This window comes from Zestomonas carbonaria (genome assembly GCF_904061905.1).
Classification (GTDB): Bacteria; Pseudomonadota; Gammaproteobacteria; order Pseudomonadales; family Pseudomonadaceae; genus Aquipseudomonas; species Aquipseudomonas carbonaria.
Genome location: NZ_CAJFCI010000054.1, coordinates 137228 through 158462, shown reverse-complemented (window position 1 = coordinate 158462; position 21235 = coordinate 137228). Strand labels below are relative to the sequence as shown.

The 21235-nt window shown below is 69.5% G+C and carries 8 protein-coding genes; 5 read left to right on the top strand and 3 right to left on the bottom strand.

The window, feature by feature from the left end; all coding sequences use genetic code 11:
- Window positions 1-96: 96 nt before the first annotated feature.
- Genes PSEWESI4_RS13820 through PSEWESI4_RS13810 form a run of 3 tightly spaced genes read left to right on the top strand, consistent with a single transcriptional unit; the run spans window position 97 to window position 4732 of the window.
- Window positions 97-1266: an efflux RND transporter periplasmic adaptor subunit gene (locus PSEWESI4_RS13820; RefSeq protein WP_187671782.1), complete on the top strand. Its 1170-nt coding sequence runs from the start codon at window positions 97-99 to the stop codon at window positions 1264-1266.
- The gene (locus PSEWESI4_RS13815) at window positions 1263-3212 is read left to right on the top strand and encodes a MacB family efflux pump subunit (protein WP_235978939.1); all 1950 of its coding nucleotides are present in this window, start codon (window positions 1263-1265) and stop codon (window positions 3210-3212) included. The genes PSEWESI4_RS13820 and PSEWESI4_RS13815 overlap by 4 nt, the downstream gene beginning before the upstream one ends.
- Window positions 3212-4732, top strand: a complete 1521-nt coding sequence (locus PSEWESI4_RS13810) for an efflux transporter outer membrane subunit (RefSeq protein WP_235978938.1) — start codon at window positions 3212-3214, stop codon at window positions 4730-4732. Before PSEWESI4_RS13815 ends, PSEWESI4_RS13810 begins: the two co-directional genes overlap by 1 nt.
- Here the strand turns inward: PSEWESI4_RS13810 and PSEWESI4_RS13805 are convergent.
- Together PSEWESI4_RS13805 and PSEWESI4_RS13800 are read right to left on the bottom strand one after the other, a co-directional pair.
- Window positions 4616-5320, bottom strand: a complete 705-nt coding sequence (locus PSEWESI4_RS13805) for a 4'-phosphopantetheinyl transferase family protein (protein WP_187671780.1) — start codon at window positions 5318-5320, stop codon at window positions 4616-4618. The two genes, PSEWESI4_RS13810 and PSEWESI4_RS13805, sit on opposite strands and share 117 nt — an antisense overlap.
- A gap of 29 nt (window positions 5321-5349) precedes the next feature.
- Entirely contained in the window at window positions 5350-5892 is a 543-nt protein-coding gene (locus PSEWESI4_RS13800) for an RNA polymerase factor sigma-70 (protein ID WP_187671779.1), read from the bottom strand.
- 379 nt (window positions 5893-6271) lie between these two features.
- Between PSEWESI4_RS13800 and PSEWESI4_RS13795 the strand changes: the two genes are divergently transcribed.
- The gene (locus tag PSEWESI4_RS13795; RefSeq protein WP_187671778.1) at window positions 6272-19249 is read left to right on the top strand and encodes a non-ribosomal peptide synthase/polyketide synthase; all 12978 of its coding nucleotides are present in this window, start codon (window positions 6272-6274) and stop codon (window positions 19247-19249) included.
- 178 nt (window positions 19250-19427) lie between these two features.
- Complete coding sequence (locus PSEWESI4_RS13790) at window positions 19428-20819, top strand: aspartate aminotransferase family protein (protein WP_187671777.1); 1392 nt, start codon at window positions 19428-19430, stop codon at window positions 20817-20819.
- A gap of 222 nt (window positions 20820-21041) precedes the next feature.
- Here the strand turns inward: PSEWESI4_RS13790 and PSEWESI4_RS25055 are convergent.
- A partial coding sequence (locus PSEWESI4_RS25055) for a hypothetical protein (RefSeq protein ID WP_210768852.1) occupies window positions 21042-21235 on the bottom strand: 194 nt, incomplete at its 5' end.

Sequence of the window (21235 nt, the reverse complement as noted above, 5' to 3'; positions counted from 1 at the left end):
CCGCTTCCATTTCGTTGCTCTGGTTGAGCCGATGCCGACGTGTTTCCACGAGCGGCAAGCGGCATGAGCCGAACCACGAACGACGGATGCTGGAAGATGTTTGCAAGCAAGCGAGGCGTGACGCTGGCCGTGGCTACCCTGGTGGCCCTGTCCCTGCTGGGCGCGAAGTGGTATTCCGCGGACCGGCACGCCCGTTATGAAGTGGTGCCGGTGGCACGTGGGGATATCGAGACCACGGTCAGCGCCATCGGTACCTTGAAGCCGCGCCATCAGGTCGAGGTCGGTGCCCGGGTGTCCGGGCAGATCGATCGGCTGCATGTGAAGGTGGGGGACCGGGTCGAGAAGGGCCAGTTGCTGGTGGAGATCGATCCGCGTATTCCACGGGCCACGGTGAATGCCGGTCGCGCGCAGTTGGCCAATCTGGAGGCGCAACTGACGGAGGCCCGGGCCCGTCATGAGCTGACCCGCCAGCAGATGGCTCGCCAGCAGCAAATGCACAAGGATCGGGCGACCCGCCTGGAGGACGTGCAGACGGCGGTGGCCGAGCACAAGATGGCGATCGCACGCATCGAGCAGTTGAAAGCGCAGATCGAGCAGACCCAGTCGACGCTGAGCGGTGACGAGGCGCAGCTCGACTACACGCGCATCTACGCGCCCATGGCCGGCACCGTGGTGTCGCTGAGCGCGGAGGAGGGGCAGACCCTCAACGCCACCTACCAGACCCCGGCGCTGTTGCGCATTGCCGACCTGTCGACGATGACGGTCTGGGCCGAGGTGTCCGAGGCCGACGTGGTCAAGGTCAAGGCCGGTATGCCGGTGTATTTCACCACCCTGGGGGGCAACGGCCGACGCTGGCCGGGCCAGGTGCGCCAGGTGCTGCCGGCGCCGGCCGACCCGGAGGGGAAGAGCGCCGGCACGCCGCTCGCGCCCTCGACCAACAAGGTGATCCTCTACACCGTGCTGTTCGATGTGGACAACGCCGACGGCGCGCTGATGGCCCAGATGACGGCCCAGGTGTCCTTCGTCGTCGACGCGGCCAGGGATGCCTTGCTGGTGCCCTTGCCGGCGCTCGATGCTTCGGCGGAAAAGCCGGGTCATTTCCAGGCCCGCATTCTGAATGCGGCGGGAGAGGCCGAGTTGCGTGAAGTGCGGGTGGGGGTGCGCAACCGGCTGAGCGCCCAGGTGCTGGCGGGGCTGGAGGAAGGGGAACGACTGATCACCGGCGAGGGGCAGGGAGGCGAGCGGCCTGCGAGGTTCCAATGGTGAGCCCGGCCGTTCCGCTGATCGAGCTGAAGGACATCCGCAAATCCTATGGTGGCGGAGACAGCCCGCAGGTCGAGGTGCTGCACGGGGTGTCGCTGCGCATCGAGGCGGGGGAGTTCGTCGCCATCGTCGGTGCTTCCGGCTCGGGCAAGTCGACCCTGATGCACCTGCTCGGCTGCCTGGACAAGCCGACCAGCGGCACCTATCGCTTTGCCGGCCAGGACGTGGCGGACATGCAAGGCGACGAACTGGCCTGGCTGCGCCGCGAAGCCTTCGGTTTCGTGTTCCAGGGCTACCATCTGATCGCCATCGACAGCGCCCGGGAGAACGTCGAGATGCCGGCGATCTATGCCGGCATGGCCGCGGATCGGCGCCACGAGCGCTCCCGCGAACTGCTGGCGCGGCTCGGCCTGGGCGAGCGCCTGGGGCATCGGCCCAACCAGTTGTCAGGCGGGCAGCAGCAGCGCGTATCGATTGCCAGGGCGCTGATGAACGGCGGCGGCATCATCCTCGCCGACGAGCCCACCGGCGCGCTGGACAGTCACAGCGGGCAGGAAGTCATGGCGTTGTTCGACGAGCTCTCCGAGCAGGGCCATACGATCATCCTCATCACCCATGACCGGCAGGTGGCCGCCCGTGCGCGGCGGGTGATCGAGATCCACGATGGGCAGATCGTCAGCGACACGGGGTGCGTGCCCCGGCCTGCGAGCGCCCCGGCGGCCGAACTGCCGGCCGGTCGTCGGCAGCGGCCGGTTTCCACGCCACTGACCAGCCTCGCGGAGGTCGTGCGCGCCGCCTGGCGGGTCATGTGGGTGAACCGGTTCCGCACCGGGCTGACGCTGCTGGGTATCGTCATCGGCGTGGCCTCGGTGATCGTCATGCTGGCGATCGGCCTGGGCACGCGCCAGCAGGTGGTGGCGCAGATGGGGGCGTTCGGCACCAACCTGATCTTCGTCTCGTCCATCGGCGAAAGCTCCCGAATCCCCGGGCGCAGCATCACCCTGGAAGACCTGGAGGCCGTCGCGGAACTCCCCAACATCGTCCTAGTGCTGCCCAATGTCACCGGCAACAAGGTGGTGCGTTACGGCAACGCCGACGCCCAGATCTACATCCGTGGCACCGGTGCCGAGCTGCCACGGATACAGACCTGGCCGGTGGCGCTCGGCAGTTTCTTCAGCGAGCAGGACGAGCGGGAGATGGCCAGGGTCGCGGTGCTCGGCCAGAAGGTGGTCAGCAGCCTGATGCCGGATGTCGACGATCCGGTGGGGCAGAGCATCCTGATCGGCAACACGCCATTCCTGGTGGTCGGGGTGATGAGCGAGAAAGGCGCGCTGAGCGGCGACCGGGATGACGACAACCTGATCTTCGTGCCGTTCAGCACCGCCGGCATCCAGGTGTTCGGCCAGCGCGAGCCGACCTACACGGTGGTGGCGGTGGAGGATGTGGCGCGCATCGAGGAGACCCAGGAGGCAATCGACGCGCTGCTGTTCGAGCGTCATGGCCTGCGCGATTTCTCGATGGCCAACGCGGCCGCCAGCATCGCCGCGCAGACCCGGACCCAGGACAGCATGACCCTGATGCTCAGCCTGATCGCCGCGGTGTCCCTGGTCGTGGGCGGCATCGGCGTGATGAACGTGATGCTGATGACCGTGCGCGAGCGGACGCGGGAGATCGGCATCCGCATGGCCACTGGCGCACGGCAGGCGGATATCCTCCGCCAGTTCCTCAGCGAGGCGGTGCTGGTGTCGCTGGTCGGTGGGCTGATCGGCGTGGTGGTGGGGCTGTTCATCGGCACCGCCCTGATCCTGTCCGAGGTGCCGGTGGTGTTCTCGCTGAGCGGCATCCTCGGCGCATTCGGCTGCGCCCTGGCGACCGGGCTGGTGTTCGGCTACATGCCGGCGCGCCAGGCGGCGCAGCTCGACCCGGTCGTGGCCTTGGGGAGCGAATAATGATGATGTTTCTTCGCCAGGGCCTTCCAGGCTACCGCGTTCGTACATTCGCACTGTTCGCATCGGCGCTGTTGCTGGGCGCCTGTGCGCTGGACAGACCGACCGTCGACCCCGACGTGACGCCGCCCCCGGAGTGGCGATACACGCCGGCTGCCGATCCGCGCCAGGCCGAAGTCGATGCCCGCTGGTGGCGACGCTTCGGCAGTGAGGAGCTGGATGCGCTGGTCGCCCGGGCGGAAGAGGGCAGCCTGGACCTGCAGGCGGCCGTGGCCCGGGTTGGCCAGGCGCAGGCGTTGGCGCGGGTGGCCGGGGCGGCGCTGGTGCCGGAGCTGGAGGTCGGCCTGGACGCCAGCCGTGAACGGCGCTTGAGTGGCGATGTCGAGGTGGAGGGCGACTTCTTCACCCTGGGTTTCCGGACTCGCTACGAACTGGATTTCTGGGGCCGTAACCGGGCCTTGCGCGACGCCGCCCAGGCCGAATTCCGGGCTTCCCGATTCGACCTGGCGACGGTGTGCCTGACGCTGACCGCTGGCGTGGCGTCGAGCTGGCTACAGGTAGTGGGGCTGCGCGAGCGGCTGTCCATTGCGGTCCTCAATCTGGAGAACGCCGAGCAGGTCCTGGCGACGGTGGAGTCGCGTCATCGCGCCGGCGCGGCGGTTCCCCTGGAGCTTGCGCAGCAGCAAGGCCTGGTGGCCGAGCAGAGAAGGGAAGTCGAGGCATTGCGCTCGGAGGTCGGCGACTCGGAAGTGGCCCTGGCGACCTTGCTTGGCATTCCGGTGCAGCGCCTGTCGGCGCAGGCCGGGTCGCTGGCCGGGGTCGACTGGCCAGCGATCGACGCGGGCTTGCCGGCGGAACTGCTCATGCGCCGTCCCGACCTGGCGCGTGCCGAGGCGCGCCTGGAGGCGGCCAACGCCAATATCGTCGCGGCGCGTGCCGCCCTGTTGCCGAGCATCAGGCTCGATGCCGGGCTGGGGTTTGCCGGCGAGCGTGGGTCGCAGTTGCTGGACAGCACCCTCTACAACCTGACCGGCGCGGTGCTTGCCCCCATCTTCAACGGCGGGCGCCTGAGGGCGCAGCGCGACCTGGCGGAGGCGCAGCAACTGGAGCTGTTGGCGGATTACCGGCGCGGCATCGTGGCCGCCTTCGCCGACGTGGAAATCAGCCTGAACGGGATCAGGGGCCTGGATGCCCAGATGGCGGCCCAGGACGAGCGCCTGCGCCGGGCCCGTGAAGCGTTCGAGCTGGCCGAGGCGCGCTACCGCGCCGGCGCCGAGACCCTGCTGATCCTGCTGGATGCCCAGCGCACCCTGTATGCGGCGCAGGACCAGCAGGTGCGTCTGCGCCAGGCGCGCCTGCAGGCCAGTGTCGCGCTCTACAAGGCGCTGGGCGGTGGCTGGAGCCCGTCATGGTCGGTTCGGGATGGCCACGTAGCTGAGCAGGTCGTCGCCGAGTTCGCAGAAGCGGCCGGCGATCTCGGTGTTCGCCGGGAATCCGTCGGACAGGTCGCACAGCAGCCGTAGCCTGGCGTGGCCGTCCGGCGACCAGTCGAGCAGTTCGGCGTGCTCGAAGTAGAACTGGGTGCCGGTCAGGGGATAGAGCGCCTTGTACAGGCTTTCCTTCAGCGAGAAGGCCAGGGTCAGCAGCCAGGCGCGTCGCTCCTTCGGCATGGCCAGGAAACGCTCGTGCTCGGACCTGGCCAGGATCTCCCCGGCGAGGGCGTGGCTTTGTCCTTCGTCGAGGCGTGTCTCGATGTCGATGCCCAGGGCGCGGAAGTCCTCGCGCAGCGCGACCATGGCCAGGGCGCGGTGGCGGTTGTGGGTGATGGAGCCGCAGACGGAGGCGGGCCACTGGGGAGAGCGATCCGTGCCCTGGAGAGGGACGGTCGCGGTCCCGGTGAGCGCTTCCAGGGCCTTCCTGGTGCACAGCCGGCCCGCCAGGAACTCGGCCTGCCGCCTGGGCGCCGAGCGGCGGATGCCAGGCGGGAGGTCGATGTCGCTCCGGGCGATGCAGGCGGGGCTCAGCAGGCGGTGGTCGAAGCGGGTACCGATGACGACGCAGCCAGGAACCGATACGCGTCTTTCGAGTACCGGCCGTTCACAGAATCTCAATGGTGGTTCCGCTCGTGGAGGCGTGGGGTTCAATCGTGCGACATGCCTACTGTCTTGCGGCAATGCACCAGCGCATCGCGGATCATGAAGTTGACCAGCGTGGGCGAAACGCCCAGCTCCTTGGCGATGTCCTTCTGCGGTACGCCGTGGAGGCGATACATCTCGAAGGCGTACCGGGTCCGTGGCGGCAACTGGTTCAAGGCGGTGTCGATGATGTCCAGGGTTTCCTGGTGGAGGTTGGTGGTTTCCGGGGTGGCGCCATGGACCACGGTGTTCAGGCCTTCTTCTTCGCTACCGGTGTACTTCTGCTCCATCGCCTGCTTGCGGTAGTGGTCGATGGCCAGGTTGCGAACGATCCTGAAAACGTAGTTGACCTGGGCTTTCAGCGGCAGGGCGAGCTTCTGCACGTTTGCCAGTCTGAGGAAGGCATCCTGAACGACATCCTCGGCCCGGCTGTGGCAGCCGGTGATGCGGGCTGCGGTCTTGACCAGGGTCGAGCGGTTCTCCACCAGCGCCTGTAGCAGCGAAGGATGCCTTTCGGCGGTGCACTCTGCGGATCCATATTCCTGCATGGTTCTACCCTATGCGGCGAGAGGTTGCGACGAGAGTCGTGTGGTCCTTACGGCGCGAATTACGGTAGGCATTGTAAGAATCTATGTCAAATGCGAATGATTATATTTTCATTCCGACAAGCTCTAACACACGAAAACCGGGGGATGGCAGGAGATCTTTGCGGGTCGATCATCGGGCGCAGTGAAGACAGAACGATTACCTCGCGGTGATATTTATCCGCCTGTTTCCCTTTCGAGCGACGCGCTGTCGTCATCGCCGACCAGCCGCTCCCGGCCACTAATTTTCCTTTCCGTTGATCCGTCATCGCTCCTATGAAACGGGGCCGTCGTGCGCCCCGGTGACTCGCCCCCGTGCAGATGAATCGAGAAAGGTGCAGAGATGACGGATACCTTCGAACGCCCGGTTTCCATGGCCGTTGCCCTGATGAATCAGGCGGCCGCCCGACCGGATCGGCTGGCGCTGCGCTTTCTGGGAAGCGATGGGGAAAAGCTGCTGACCTACCGGCAACTGGATCGCCGGGCGCGGGTCATCGCAGCGGCATTGGCGGCGCGTGTCGAGCCGGGCGCGCGAGCGGTCCTGCTGTTCCCCAGCGGGCCGGACTACGTCGCGGCGTTCTTCGCCTGCCTGTACGCCGGGGTGATCGCGGTGCCGGCCTATCCGCCGGAAACCACCCAGGCGCAGCATCTGAAGCGGCTGGTGTCGATCATCGCCGACGCGGAGCCGGAGCTGATCCTCACCACCGGCGGGCTGGCCGTATCGCTGGCCGGGCTGGGGGAAAACTTCGGCGGCGCGCTGCCCGCCCTGCTGCCGGTGGACGAACTGGACCCGGCCCCCGGCGACGGCTGGCAGGCGCCGGAGGTGCCGGCCGACGCCATCGCCTTCCTGCAATACACCTCCGGCTCCACGGCCATGCCGAAGGGCGTGCAGGTCAGCCATGCCAACCTGGAGGCCAACGAGTGGCTGATCCGCCAGGGCTACGGGATCGGCGACGGCGACGTGATCGTCAGTTGGCTGCCGCTGTATCACGACATGGGCCTGATCGGCGGGTTGCTGCAAGCCATCTACAGTGGCGTGCCGGTGGTGCTGATGTCGCCGCAATACTTCCTCGAACGGCCGGTGCGCTGGCTGGAGGCGATCAGCCGTTACCACGGCACCGTCAGCGGCGGCCCCGACTTCGCCTATCGCCTCTGCCACGAGCGCATCGCCGAAGGCAAGCTGGCCGGGCTGGACCTGTCCCGCTGGCGCGTCGCCTTCTCCGGCTCCGAGCCGATCCGCCAGGACAGCCTGGCAGCGTTCGCCGCACGGTTCGCGCCCTGCGGTTTCAGGCCCGAGTCCTACCTGTCCAGCTACGGCCTGGCCGAGGCGACCCTGTTCGTCACCGGCGGCCGGCCGGGGCAGGGCATTCCCGCCTTGCGGGTCGACTCTGCCGCGCTGGCGGCGAACCGCGCCGAGCCCGGCGAGGGTTCGATCCTGATGAGCTGCGGCTGGGAGCAGCCCGAACATCCGTTGCTGATCGTCGATCCGCAGAGCGGCGAGGCGCTTGCCGATGGCCGGGTCGGCGAGATCTGGTCGAGCGGGCCGAGCATCGCCCAGGGTTACTGGCGCAACCCGCAGGCGACCGCGAAAGCCTTCGTCGAGCGTGACGGCCGCACCTGGCTGCGCACCGGCGACCTGGGCTTCCGCCGTGATGGCGAGCTGTTCGTCACCGGGCGGCTCAAGGACATGCTGATCGTGCGTGGCCAGAACCTCTATCCCCAGGACATCGAGCGCACCGTCGAGGAACAGGTCAAGGAGGTGCGCAGCGGCCGGGTGGCGGCGTTCCCGGTCGTGCATGAAGGACGCGAGGCGCTGGGCGTCGCCGCCGAGATCGGCCGCAGGACCGCCAAGCAGGTGCCGCTCGACGAACTGATGTTGCGCATCCGCCAGGCGGTGGCCATCGCCCACAACGAGGCGCCCAGCGTCGTCGCGCTACTGGCGCCCGGCACCTTGCCGAAGACTTCCAGCGGCAAGCTGCAGCGTTCCGCCTGCCGCTCCCTGCTGGAGTCCGGCGCGCTGGAAACGCTGGCCTTGCACAGTGGCGGGCGGGCCCCGGCAAGCCAGGCGCCAGCCCCCGTGCAGGCTCCCGCCGAATGCATCGCCGGGCTCTGGCGCGAGTGCCTGAAAGTCGAACGGCTAACGGCCGACAGCCATTTCTTCGCCCTGGGCGGCAACTCCATCCAGGCCATCCAGATGATCGCCGAGCTGCGTGACGTGCTTGGCGTCGACCTGGAGCTGCGCAGCCTGTACGAGGCCCCGACCCTGCAGGGCTTCAGCGAGGCGGTGGAGCGCCTGCTGGCCCGGGGCGGCGAATCCGTGGCCGCTATTCCGTGCGTGCCGCGCGATCGCGTCCTGCCGCAGTCGGCGGCGCAGAATCGCCTGTGGTTCCTCTGGCAACTGGAGCCGCACAGCGTCGCCTACAACATCCCCGGCGGCCTGCGCCTGCGTGGCGAACTGGACGAACAAGCGCTGCAACGCAGCTTCGCGACGCTGGTCGAGCGTCACGAGTCGCTGCGCACCACCTTCTATGCGGAGGACGGCGTCGGCTTCCAGCGCATCGGCGAGTCTGGCGACTGGGAACTGCTGCGCGACGACCTCGGCGCGCTGCCCGAAACGCAGCGCGAGGAAAGGGCGCGGGCGATCCGCGAGGAGGAGGCGCACTTCCACTTCGACCTGGGGAACGGCCCGTTGCTGCGTGTCCGCCTGGTGAGCCTGGACGAACAGGAGCACCTGCTGCTGGTGACCCTGCACCATATCGTCGCCGACGGCTGGTCGCTGGGTCTGCTGCTCGACGAGTTCGCCCGGATCTACGCCGCCCACGTCCAGGGCCAGGCGCATTCCCTGTCGGCCCTGCCGATCCAGTACGCCGACTACGCGGCCTGGCAGCGGGATGACGCCGCCCGGCACGAGGCGCAACTGGACTACTGGCGCGCCGAGCTGGACGGCGAGCGCGAGCCCCTGGCGCTGCCGCTGGACCGGCCGCGCAGCGGGAAGGATTCGTCCGCCGAACGCCTCGGCCTGCGCCTGGACAAGGCCCTCGGCGAACGCCTGCACGCCCTGGCCAGGGCCCGGGGCACGACGTTGTTCGTGATCCTGCTGGCGGCCTTCCAGACCCTGCTGCACCGCTACACCGGGCAGGCCGACATCCGCCTGGGCGTGCCCAACGCCAACCGCCAGCGCCGGGAAGTGCAGGGGCTGGTCGGCTTCTTCATCAACACCCAGGTGCTGCGTGGGCGCCTGGATTCGCGCCAGGCGTTCGTGGACGTGCTGGAAGGCGCCCGGCGTACGGTCGAGGGCGCGCAAGCCAACCAGGACCTGCCGTTCGAGCGAGTGGTCGAGGCGCTGGGCGGCGACCCGCTGTTCGAGGTGATGTTCAACCACCAGCAGCGCGACCTGGATGCGCTGCGCCGCCTGCCGGGCCTGCTGGCCGAAGAGCTGCCCTGGAACAGCCGCGAAGCCAAGTTCGACCTGCAACTGCACAGCGAGGAAGATCGCCAGGGGCGCATCCGCCTGGCCTTCGACTACGCCAGCGAGCTGTTCGAGCGCTCCACCGTCGAGCGCCTCGCCGCGCATTTCGTGCGCCTGCTGGAACAGGTGGGCGAGAGTCCCGAGCGTGCCATCGGCGACCTGCCCTTGCTCGATGACGGGGAGCGTCGGCAACTGCACGACTGGGGCCGCCAGCCGGACGAGACGGCCATCGCCCTGCTGCCGGAACTGCTGAGCGCCCAGGCCCGCGCGACACCGGATGCCATCGCCCTGGTCAGTGGCGAGACCACCCTGGACTATGCCGCGCTGGAGCGCCGCTCCAACCGCCTGGCCCATCGCCTGCGCGAGCTGGGCGTCGGGCCGGAAGTGCGGGTCGGCCTGCTGGCGGGGCGCTGCCCGGAACTGATGGTCGCGCTGCTGGCCATCGTCAAGGCCGGCGGCGCCTATCTGTCGCTTGATGCGGACTACCCGCGCGAGCGCCTGGCCTGGATGGTCGAGGACAGCGGCATGGGCCTGCTGCTGGGGCAGCAGCGCTTGCTGGACGGGCTGGAACTGCCGGCATCGCTGGCAACCCTGGCGCTGGAGGAGCTGGACGCCGAAGTCTATCCGGACACGCCGCCGTCCCTGGCGCTGGACGCCGACAACCTGGCCTACGTGATCTACACCTCCGGCTCCACCGGCCGGCCCAAGGGCGTCGGCGTCAGCCATGGCGCACTGAGCGAGCGGCTGCACTGGATGCGCCGCGAATACGCGGTGGATGCCTCGGACGTGCTGTTGCAGAAGGCGCCGCTCGGCTTCGACGTTTCGGTCTGGGAATGCTTCCTGCCGCTGATCGCCGGCAGCCGCCTGGTGCTGGCCGCCGACGGCGAGCATCGCGACCCGCGTCGCCTGGCGGAGCTGGTGCGGGAGCATGGGGTGACCTGCCTGCATTTCGTGCCGCCGCTGCTGCAACTGTTCATCGAGGAAGACCAGGTCGGCGAGTGCCACAGCCTGAGGCACCTGTTCGCCGGCGGCGAAGCGCTGTCCGGCGAGCTGTGCCGGCGCGTGCGCGAGCGGCTGCCCCATGTGGCGTTGCACAACCGCTACGGGCCGACCGAGACCGCGATCAACGTCACCCACTGGCGTTGCGGAGACGAGGAGGGCGCGCGGGTGCCGATCGGCCGGCCGCTGGCCAATGTGGTCTGCGAGTTGCGCGACGCCGAACTGGAACTGGCGCCCGCCGGCGCCGTGGCGGAGCTGCTGCTCGGCGGCGCCGGGCTGGCGCGCGGCTACCTGGGGCGCCCGGCGCTGACCGCCGAGCGCTTCGTGCCGGACGAGGATGGCGCGCGGTTGTACCGCAGCGGCGACCTGGCGCGCTGGCGCAACGACGGAGCGCTGGAGTTCCTTGGCCGCATCGACGAGCAGGTCAAGGTGCGCGGCTTCCGTATCGAACTGGAGGAAATCCGCGCACACCTGCTGGCACAGCCGGCGGTCCGCCAGGCGGCGGTGGTGCTGCGCGAGGGCGCGGGCGGTTCGCAACTGGTCGCCTACCTGACCTGCGGCGGCGCGGAAGACGACACGTCCCTGGCCGAGCGCCTGAAGCGGGCCCTGTCCGGCAGCCTGCCCGACTACATGGTGCCGGCCCAGTTCGTGCGCCTCGACGCGCTGCCGCTGACGCCGAGCGGCAAGCTGGACCGCAAGGCCCTGCCGGAACCGAACTGGCAGGTACGCCTGTACGTGGCCCCGCGCGACGAGCGCGAGCAGCACCTGGCGGCCATCTGGCAGGAGGTGCTGGGCCTGCCGCGCATCGGCCTGGAGGACGACTTCTTCGAGCTGGGCGGCCATTCGCTGCTGGCCACCCGCATCGTCTCGCGGGTCCGCCAGGCGTTCGACGTCGACCTGCCGCTGCGCAGCCTGTTCGAGGCCAGTCGCCTGGGCGACTTCGCCGAGCAGGTCGCCCGGCGCCAGGCGGAAGGCGCGCGCGATGGCTGGGGCGCCATCGCGCGGGTGGACCGTGGCCGGCGCATCCCGCTGTCCCATTCGCAGCAGCGCATGTGGTTCCTCTGGCAGCTCGACCCACGGAGCCCGGCCTACAACGTCGGCGGCATGGCCAGGCTGAGCGGCGTGCTGGACGTACAGCGCTTCGAGGCCGCCCTGCAGGCGCTGATCCAGCGCCACGAGACCCTGCGCACCACTTTCCCCAGCGACGACGGCAAACCCTGGCAGCGGGTGGCCGAGCAGTCCGACCTGCGCATGCAGTGGCTGGACTTCTCCGCGCTGCCGGCCGGCGAGCGGCAGGCGCGCCTGCAGGCCCTGGCCGACGAGCAGGCGCACCAGCCCTTCGACCTGGAGCGCGGCCCGTTGCTGCGCGTGTGCCTGGTCAAGGCCGGCGAGCGCGAACACTACCTGGTGGTGACCCTGCACCACATCGTCACCGAAGGCTGGGCGATGGATGTGTTCGCCCGTGAGCTGGGGCTGCTCTACGAAGCGCTGCTCGACGACCGCGAGTCGCCGCTGGAGCCCTTGCCGGTGCAATACCTCGACTACAGCCAGTGGCAGCGCCAGTGGCTGGACGCCGGCGAACGCCAGCGCCAACTGGACTACTGGCGGACCCAACTGGGCGACGAACACCCCTTGCTGGAACTGCCCGCCGACCGGCCACGCCCGCCGGTGCAGAGCCATCGCGGCGGGCTGTACCGCTTCGACCTCGAACCGGAGCTGGCCCAGCGGGTCCGCGCCTACAACGCGGCCCACGGCCTGACCATGTTCATGACCGCCACCGCCACCCTGGCGGCGCTGCTCTACCGCTACAGCGGGCAGGGCGACCTGCGCATCGGCGCGCCGGTGGCCAACCGCATCCGCCCGGAAAGCGAGGGGCTGATCGGCGCCTTCCTCAACACCCAGGTGCTGCGTTGCAGATTGGATGGGCAGATGAGCGTCGCCGAGCTGCTCGAACAGGTGCGCGACACGGTGATCGAGGGCCAGGCCCACCAGGACCTGCCGTTCGACGAACTGGTGGAGGCCTTGCAGCCGCCGCGCAGCGCCGCCCATCACCCGCTGTTCCAGGTGATGTGCAACGTGCAGCGCTGGGAGTTCCAGCAGACCCGGCAACTGGCCGGGATGACCGTCGAATACCTGGTCAACGACGCGCGGGCGACCAAGTTCGACCTCTACCTGGAGGTCACCGACCTCGACCAGCGCCTGGGCTGCTGCCTGACCTACAGCACCGACCTGTTCGACGAGCCGCGCATCGCGCGCATGGCCGGACACTGGCGAAACCTGCTGCGCGCCATGCTCGACGAGCCGTCCCGGCGTCTCGGCGAGCTGCCGATGCTGGCCTCGGCCAGCGAGCCGTCCTCGCTGGCCGAGGCCCCTGGCGAATATCCGCTGGATGCCTGCCTGCACGAACTGTTCGCCCGCCAGGCAGCGGCGACGCCCTCGGCGCCGGCGCTGACCTTCGAAGGCAAGACCCTGACCTACGGCGAGCTCGATGCCCAGGCCAACCGCCTGGCCTATGTGCTGCGCGAGCGCGGGGTGGGGCCGGAGGTACGGGTCGGCCTGGCCCTGGAGCGTTCGCTGGAAATGGTCGTCGGCATCCTGGCGATCCTCAAGGCGGGCGGCGCCTACGTGCCGCTCGACCCGGAATACCCGCTGGAGCGGTTGCGCTACATGATCGAGGACAGCGGTGTCGCCCTGTTGCTCGGCCATGCCGGCTTGTTCGAAGCGCTGGGCGAGTTGCCGGACGGGGTGGGCCGCTGGTGCCTGGAACAGGACCTGGTGGCGCTGGACGGCTATGCCTGCGGCACGCCGCCGCGCGGCAGCCTGCCGGGGCACCTGGCCTACCTGATCTACACCTCCGGCTCCACCGGCAAGCCCAAGGGCGTGGCGGTCTCCCACGGCGAGATCGCCATGCATTGCCGCGCGGTGATCGAGCGTTTCGGCATGCGCGCCGACGACTGCGAGCTGCACTTCTATTCGATCAACTTCGATGCCGCCACCGAACGGCTGTTCGCGCCGCTGCTGTGCGGCGCCCGGGTGGTGCTGCGCCGCCAGGGGCAGTGGGATGCGGAAGAGATCTGCCAACTGATCCGCGAGCAGGGCGTCAGCATCCTCGGCTTCACGCCCAGCTATGGCAGCCAGTTGGCCCAGTGGCTGTCCACCCGGGGCGAGCGCCTGCCGGTGCGGATGTGCATCACCGGCGGCGAGGCACTGACCGGCGAGCATCTGCAACGGATTCGCGCGGCCTTCGTGCCGGAATGCTTCTTCAACGCCTACGGGCCGACCGAGACGGTGGTCATGCCGCTGGCCTGCCTGGCGCCGGAGCATCTGGAGGAGGGCACCGCCGGCGTGCCGATCGGCAGCCTGGTCGGTGCGCGCAGCGGCTGTATCCTCGACGCCGACCTGGCACCGCTGCCGCAGGGCGCCGGCGGTGAGCTGTACCTGGGCGGCGCCGGCCTGGCGCGCGGCTATCACCAGCGCCCGGCGCTGACCGCCGAGCGCTTCGTGCCCGATCCGTTCGGGGCCTCCGGCGCGCGCCTGTACCGCAGCGGCGACCGGGTACGCCAGCGCGACGACGGCCTGGTGGAATACCTGGGGCGCATCGACCAGCAGGTGAAGGTGCGTGGCTTCCGCATCGAGCTGGGCGAGATCGAAGCGCGCCTGCGCGAGCACCCCGCCGTGGACGACGTGGCGGTGCTGGCGCTGGACACTCCGGCCGGCAAGCAACTGGCCGGCTACGTGGCGACCGCCACGGCCGGGCTCGGCGAGGCTGCGCGGGTCGAGTTGCGCGAAGCGCTCAAGGCTCACCTGCGCGCGCAACTGCCCGACTACATGGTGCCGGCGCACCTGCTGTTGCTGGCGGAACTGCCGCTGACCCCCAACGGCAAGCTCGACCGCCGCGCGCTGCCGGCCCCCGATCCCGAGCAGGATCGCCAGGCTTACCTGGCGCCGCGCAGCGAACTGGAACGGCAACTGGCGGCGATCTGGAGCGAAGTGCTGAACGTCGCTCAGGTTGGTCTCGGCGACAACTTCTTCGAACTGGGCGGCGACTCGATCCTGTCGATCCAGGTGGTCAGCCGCGCCCGCCAGGCGGGTATCCACTTCACCCCGCGCGACCTGTTCCAGCACCAGACCGTACAGGCCCTCGCCGGGGTGGCGCAGCGCGTCGACGAAGCGCATCGCGAGCAGGGACCGCAGACCGGCGCCACACCGCTGACGCCGATCCAGCACTGGTTCCTCGAACAGGACCTGGCCGCCGCGCAGCACTGGAACCAGGCGCTGCTGCTGGCGCCAGCCGGGCGGCTCGACGCGCTCTACCTGGAGCAGGTCCTGCAACGCCTGCTCGAACATCACGACGCCTTGCGCCTGGCGTTCCGGTGCGTGGAAGGCCGCTGGCAGGCCGAGTACCGCGCGCCGGGCGAAGGCTGCGAGGGGCTGCTGTGGCAGAAGCGGGTGGACGACCTGGACGATTGCCAGGCGCTGTTCGCCGAGGCCCAGCGCAGTCTCGATCTGGAACATGGGCCGTTGCTGCGCGCCGTGCTGGTCGAGGATGCGGCGGGGCGGCAGAAGCTGCTGCTGGCGATCCACCACCTGGCGGTGGACGGGGTGTCCTGGCGGGTGCTGCTGGAGGACTTGCAGGCCAGCTACCGGCAACTGGCGGGCGGCCAACCCCTGGCGTTGCCGGCCAGGACCAGCTCCCTGCGCGACTGGGCCGCGCGGCTGGAAGCCTATGCCGCCAGCGAGCCGCTGCGCGAGGAACTGGGCTGGTGGCAGGCGCACCTGGGCGGGCAGGACGGCGAACTGCCCTGCGACCATGCCGATGCCGACGACCGTTACCGGGATGCCCGCAGCATCAGCCTGAAGCTCGACGCCCAGCACACCCGGCAACTGCTGCAACAGGCGCAGACGGCCTACCGTACCCGGGTGGACGACCTGCTGCTCACCGCGCTGGCCCGCCTGCTGTGCCGCTGGAGCGGCCGGGATTCGGTGCTGGTGCAACTGGAAGGCCACGGCCGCGAGACGCTGTTCGACGACCTCGACCTGACCCGCACGGTGGGCTGGTTCACCAGCGCCTACCCGGTGCGCCTGCAACCCGCCGAGGAACTGGCGGACGCCATCAAGGCGATCAAGGAGCAACTGCGCGGCGTGCCGCACAAGGGCCTCGGCCACGGTGTGCTGCGCCATCTCGCCGATGCCGCCAGCCGCGAGGCGATGGCCGCGCTGCCGCAGGCGCGGATCACCTTCAACTACCTGGGCCAGTTCGACCAGAGCTTCGGTCGCGACGCGCTGTTCCGGCCGCTCGACGAGCCGGCCGGCCCGGCCCACGACGAGGGCGCGCCGCTGCCCAACTGGCTGGGTATCGACGCCCAGGTCTATGGCGGCCAACTGCGGATTCGCTGGACCTACGGCGCCGGCCGCTACGAGGAGCGGACCGTGCAGGTGCTGGCCGAAGGCTTCGTCGAGGAGCTGGAGCGGCTGATCGAACACTGCCTGGACGAGGACGCGGGCGGCCCGACGCCTTCCGACTTCCCGCTGGCGCACCTCGGCCAGGACCAGCTCGATGCGCTGCCGGTGCCGGCCGCGATGATCGAGGACATCTACCCGCTGACCCCGATGCAGGAAGGCCTGCTGCTGCACACCCTGCTGGAGCCGGGCACCGGCATCTACTACATGCAGGACCGCTACCGGATCGACAGCGAGCTCGACCTGCAACGCTTCAGCCGCGCCTGGCAGGCGGTGGTGGCGCGCCACGAGGCACTGCGCGCGTCGTTCACCTGGAACGCCGGCGAGACCATGCTGCAGATCATCCACAAGCCGGGCGCCGCGCGCATCGAGTACCTCGACTGGAGCGCGCTGCCCGAGGAGGGCCACGAAGAGCGCTTGCGGGCGCTGCACGAGCGCGAGCGCGAGGCGGGCTTCGACCTGCTCCGCGAGCCGCCGTTCCACCTGCGGCTGATCCGCCTGGGCGAGGCGCGCTACTGGTTCATGATGAGCAACCACCACATCCTCATCGATGCCTGGTGCCGTGGCCTGCTGATGGGCGACTTCCTGGAAATCTACGCCGCCCTCGGCGAGGGCCGCGAACCACGGTTGCCGAGCGCGCCGCGCTACCGCGACTACATCGCCTGGCTGCAACGCCAGGACCTCGACGCGGCGCATCGCTGGTGGCGCGACAACCTGCGCGGCTTCGAACGGCCGACCCATATTCCCAGCGACCGCCCGCTGCTGCGCGAGCACACCGGCGGGATGCGCGTCGGCGACCGCCATGCGTGGCTGGACGCCGCCGATGGCGCGCGTCTGCGCGAGCTGTCCCAGCAGCATCAACTGACCGTCAACACCTTCGCCCAGGCGGCCTGGGCGCTGGTGCTGCATCGCTACAGCGGCGAGCGCGACCTGGCGTTCGGCGTCACCGTGGCCGGGCGCCCGGTGAACCTGCCGGAAATGCAGGGCACCGTGGGGCTGTTCATCAACAGCATCCCGCTGCGGCTGAGCCTGCCCGCGCCGGGTGAGCGCCGCGCGGTGCGCGACTGGTTGCGCGAGCTGCTGGATCGCAACCTGGAACTGCGCGAGTACGAATACCTGCCGCTGGTGGACGTGCAGGAGTGCAGCGAACTGCCCAAGGGCCAGCCGCTGTTCGACAGCCTGTTCGTGTACGAGAACGCGCCGGTGGACAGCGCGGTGCTGGACCGCGCCCAGGGCCTCAAGGCGAGTTCCGAGTCCGGGCGCACCCACACCAACTTCCCACTCACCGTGGTCTGCTATCCGGGCGACGAACTGGGCCTGCACCTGTCCTACGACCAGCGCTACTTCGAGGCGGAAACCGTCGAACGCCTGCTCGGCGAGTTCAAGCGCCTGCTGCTGGCCCTGGCCGACGGCTTCCACGGCGACCTGGGCGAGCTGCCGCTGCTGGGCGAGGACGAGCGCGAATTCCTGCTCGACGGCTGCAACCGCAGCGCCTGTGACTACCCGCTGGAGCAGGGTTATGCGCGGTTGTTCGAGGCGCGGGTGACGGCGCATCCCGAGCGGATCGCCGCCGGTTGCCAGGGCGAACGCTGGAGCTACGCCGAGCTGAACCGCCGCGCCAACCGCCTGGGCCACGCCCTGCGCGCGGCCGGGGTGGGATTCGACCAGCCGGTGGCGCTGCTCGCCGAGCGCGGCCTGGAGCTGCTCGGGATGATGGTCGGCAGCTTCAAGGCCGGCGCCGGCTACCTGCCGCTCGACCCGTCCCATCCGGCCCAGCGCCTGACCCGCATTCTCGACCTCAGCCAGGCTCCGGTGCTGGTGTGCGGCGAGGCCCAGCGCGCGCAGGCCGTCGAGCTGCTGGAAGAGCTGGCCTGCCAGGGCCGGCCGCGCCTGCTGGTGTGGGACGAGGTGCAGGCGGCCGACTGGCCGGTGGAGAACCCCGGCCTGTACAGCGGCCCGGACAACCTGGCCTATGTGATCTACACCTCCGGCTCCACCGGGCTGCCCAAGGGCGTGATGGTCGAGCAGGCCGGCATGCTCAACAACCAGTTGTCCAAGGTGCCCTACCTGGGGCTGGACGAGCACGATGTGATCGCCCAGACCGCCTCGCAGAGCTTCGATATCTCGGTCTGGCAGTTCCTCGCCGCGCCGCTGTTCGGCGGCCGGGTGGAGATCGTGCCGAATGCCATCGCCCACGATCCCGGCGCGCTGCTGGCCCGGGTGCGCGAGCAGGGCATCACGGTGCTGGAAAGCGTGCCGTCGCTGATCCAGGGCATGCTCGCCGAGGACCAGGGCGAGCCCGGCGCACTGCGCTGGCTGCTGCCCACCGGCGAGGCGATGCCGCCGGAGCTGGCCCGCCAGTGGCTGCGGCGCTACCCGGACGTGGGCCTGGTCAACGCCTATGGCCCGGCGGAATGCTCGGACGACGTGGCGTTCTTCCAGGTCGACATGGCTTCCACCGCCGGCAGCTACCTGCCGATCGGCAGCCCCACCGACAACAACCGCCTGTACCTGCTCGACGAAGCGCTGGAACTGGTGCCGGTCGGCGCGGTGGGCGAGCTGTGCGTCGCCGGTACCGGCGTCGGTCGCGGCTATGTCGGCGATCCGCTGCGCACCGCCCAGGCGTTCCTGCCCAATCCCTTCGCCGCCACGCCCGGCGAGCGCCTGTATCGCAGTGGCGACCTGGCGCGGCGGCGCGCCGATGGCGTGCTGGAGTACGTCGGGCGCATCGATCACCAGGTGAAGATTCGCGGCTTCCGCATCGAACTGGGCGAGATCGAGGCGCGCCTGCACGAACAGGCGGAAATCCGCGAGGCCGCCGTCGCGGTGCAGGAAGGGCCGAACGGCAAGTACCTGGTCGGCTACCTGGTGCCGGCCGACGACCGGCTGCTCGACGCCTCGCCGGCCACCGCGCCGCTGGAACAGGGCGAGCTGTTCGAGCGCGTCAAGCAGCGCCTGCGCGCCGAACTGCCGGACTACATGGTGCCGCTGCACTGGCTGCTGCTGGGCAGCCTGCCACGCAGCGCCAACGGCAAGCTCGACCGCCGGGCCCTGCCGGCGCTGGAGATCGGCCAGTTGCTCGGACAGGCCTACCAGGCGCCGCGCGGCGAACTGGAGCGGACCCTGGCGGATATCTGGGCGGACGTGCTCAAGGTGGAGCGGGTCGGCGTGCACGACAACTTCTTCGAACTGGGCGGGCACTCCCTGCTGGCCACCCAGATCGCCTCGCGGGTGCAGAAGACCCTGCAACGCAACGTGCCGCTGCGGGCGATGTTCGAGTGCAGCACGGTGGGCGAACTGGCCAGCTACATCGAGTCGCTGGAAGACGCCGCCCTCAGCGAACAGAAGGCCAGCCGCCTCGACGACCTGATGTCGCGGCTGGAGGCGTTGTGATGGCTTGGACTCCGGGTTTTCTGGACTCCCGCGTGCGCGGGAGCGACCCCAACCGTCATCCCCGCGAACGCGGGGACCCAATAAACAGAAAAGCGGGCAGTTCCTGCTCGTGAAACGAAACACGCCGGCGCGTCGAACTGCGGCCCGGCCACTGAACCCTTGCATGGAGAACGGCACCATGAACATCGCGGTAGCGGAAATCGAGGCACCGGCGGAAAAGCAGGCGCTCTACGGGTTCGACGAAACCCCGCTGCTGGCCCGCCAGGCCCGGCAGGAATCCAACGCACGCAGCTACCCACGGCGGATTCCCCTGGCGCTCAAGCGCGCTCGCGGCATACACGTGGAGGACGTCGAAGGACGGCGCTTCATCGACTGCCTGGCCGGCGCCGGCACCCTGGCGCTTGGCCATAACCACCCGGTGGTGGTCGACGCGATCCGCCAGGTGCTGGCCGATGAGCTGCCGTTGCACACCCTCGACCTCACCACCCCGGTCAAGGACCGCTTCGTCCAGGACCTGTTCGGCGTGCTGCCGGCGGAATTCGCCCGGCAGGCGAAGATCCAGTTCTGCGGGCCCACCGGCACCGACGCGGTGGAGGCGGCGCTCAAGCTGGTACGCACCGCCACCGGGCGCAGCACGGTGCTGGCCTTCCAGGGCGGCTACCACGGCATGAGCCAGGGTGCGCTGAGCCTGATGGGCAACCTCAAGGCCAAGACGCCGCTGGGCTCGCTGCTCAGCCACGGCGTGCAGTTCCTGCCGTTCCCCTACGACTACCGCTGCCCGTTCGGGCTGGGCGGCGAGAAAGGCGTGGAGGTGGGCTTGCGCTACATCGCCAACCTGCTGAACGATCCCGAAGGCGGCGTGCAGCCGCCGGCGGCGGTAATCGTCGAGGCGGTGCAGGGCGAGGCGGGCGCCATCCCGGCGTCCGACGCCTGGCTGCGCGGCCTGCGCGAGATCACCGCGCGGGCCGGCATCCCGCTGATCATCGACGAGATCCAGACCGGCTTCGCCCGCACCGGACGGATGTTCGCCTTCGAGCATGCGCACATCGTGCCGGACGTGGTCGTGCTGTCCAAGGCCATCGGCGGCAGCCTGCCGCTGTCCGTGGTGGTCTACCAGGACTGGCTGGACAAATGGCAGCCCGGCGCCCATGCCGGCACCTTCCGCGGCAACCAGATGGCCATGGCCGCCGGCTCGGCGGTGATCCGCTACCTCCAGGAGCACGACCTGGCCCGGCATGCGGAACAGGCCGGCGAACACCTGCGCGAGCGCCTGCGGGCGGTGCAGCGGACTCATCCGCAACTGGGCGACGTGCGCGGACGCGGGCTGATGCTCGGCGTGGAGATCGTCGACCCGGCCGGGGAGCCGGACGTGCTCGGCCATCCGCCGGTCGATCCGGCCCTGGCCTCGGCGATCCAGCACGAATGCCTGAAGCGCGGGCTGATCCTCGAACTGGGCGGCCGCCACGGCAGCGTGGTGCGCTTCCTGCCGCCGCTGATCATCCGCCGCGAAGAGATCGAACAGGTGGCGGACATCTTCGCCCGGGCGGTGTCGGCGGCGCTTGCGGGGTAAAGCCGACAAGAGCGCTGGAGGCTGGAGGGTGGACGAAAAAGCAGCGCGGGGCTCGCTCCTACGTGTTTATTGAAGCCGTGTTTATTGGATCCCCGCGCACGCGGGGACCCAATGAACAAACCACGTAACCCGGATTTCATCCGGGCTACCCGTCCGCTTTTGTAGGAGCCAGCTTGCTGGCGATGCTCTGGCGTTGCCGGTGATCGCGCGCATGGCGCGCTCCTACAGGTCGGCATCGATGTTGACCTGTAGGATCGGCGGGGACGCCCAGTTCCATGGCCGCGAAAAGGTTTGACGCAGAGGGTGCGTGGCCAGCCCCCAGGCTTCCCCGGATTGCATCCGGGCTTTTGTAGGAGCCAGCTTGCTGGCGATGCTCTGGCGTTGCCGGTGATCGCGCGCATGGCGCGCTCCTACAG

Coding starts and splice junctions, on each gene's coding strand:
- PSEWESI4_RS13820 (WP_187671782.1), top strand. CDS start 97: ATGTTTGCAAGCAAGCGAGGCGTGACGCTGGCCGTGGCTACCCTGGTG.
- PSEWESI4_RS13810 (WP_235978938.1), top strand. CDS start 3,212: ATGATGATGTTTCTTCGCCAGGGCCTTCCAGGCTACCGCGTTCGTACA.
- PSEWESI4_RS13800 (WP_187671779.1), bottom strand. CDS start 5,892: ATGCAGGAATATGGATCCGCAGAGTGCACCGCCGAAAGGCATCCTTCG.
- PSEWESI4_RS13795 (WP_187671778.1), top strand. CDS start 6,272: ATGACGGATACCTTCGAACGCCCGGTTTCCATGGCCGTTGCCCTGATG.
- PSEWESI4_RS13790 (WP_187671777.1), top strand. CDS start 19,428: ATGAACATCGCGGTAGCGGAAATCGAGGCACCGGCGGAAAAGCAGGCG.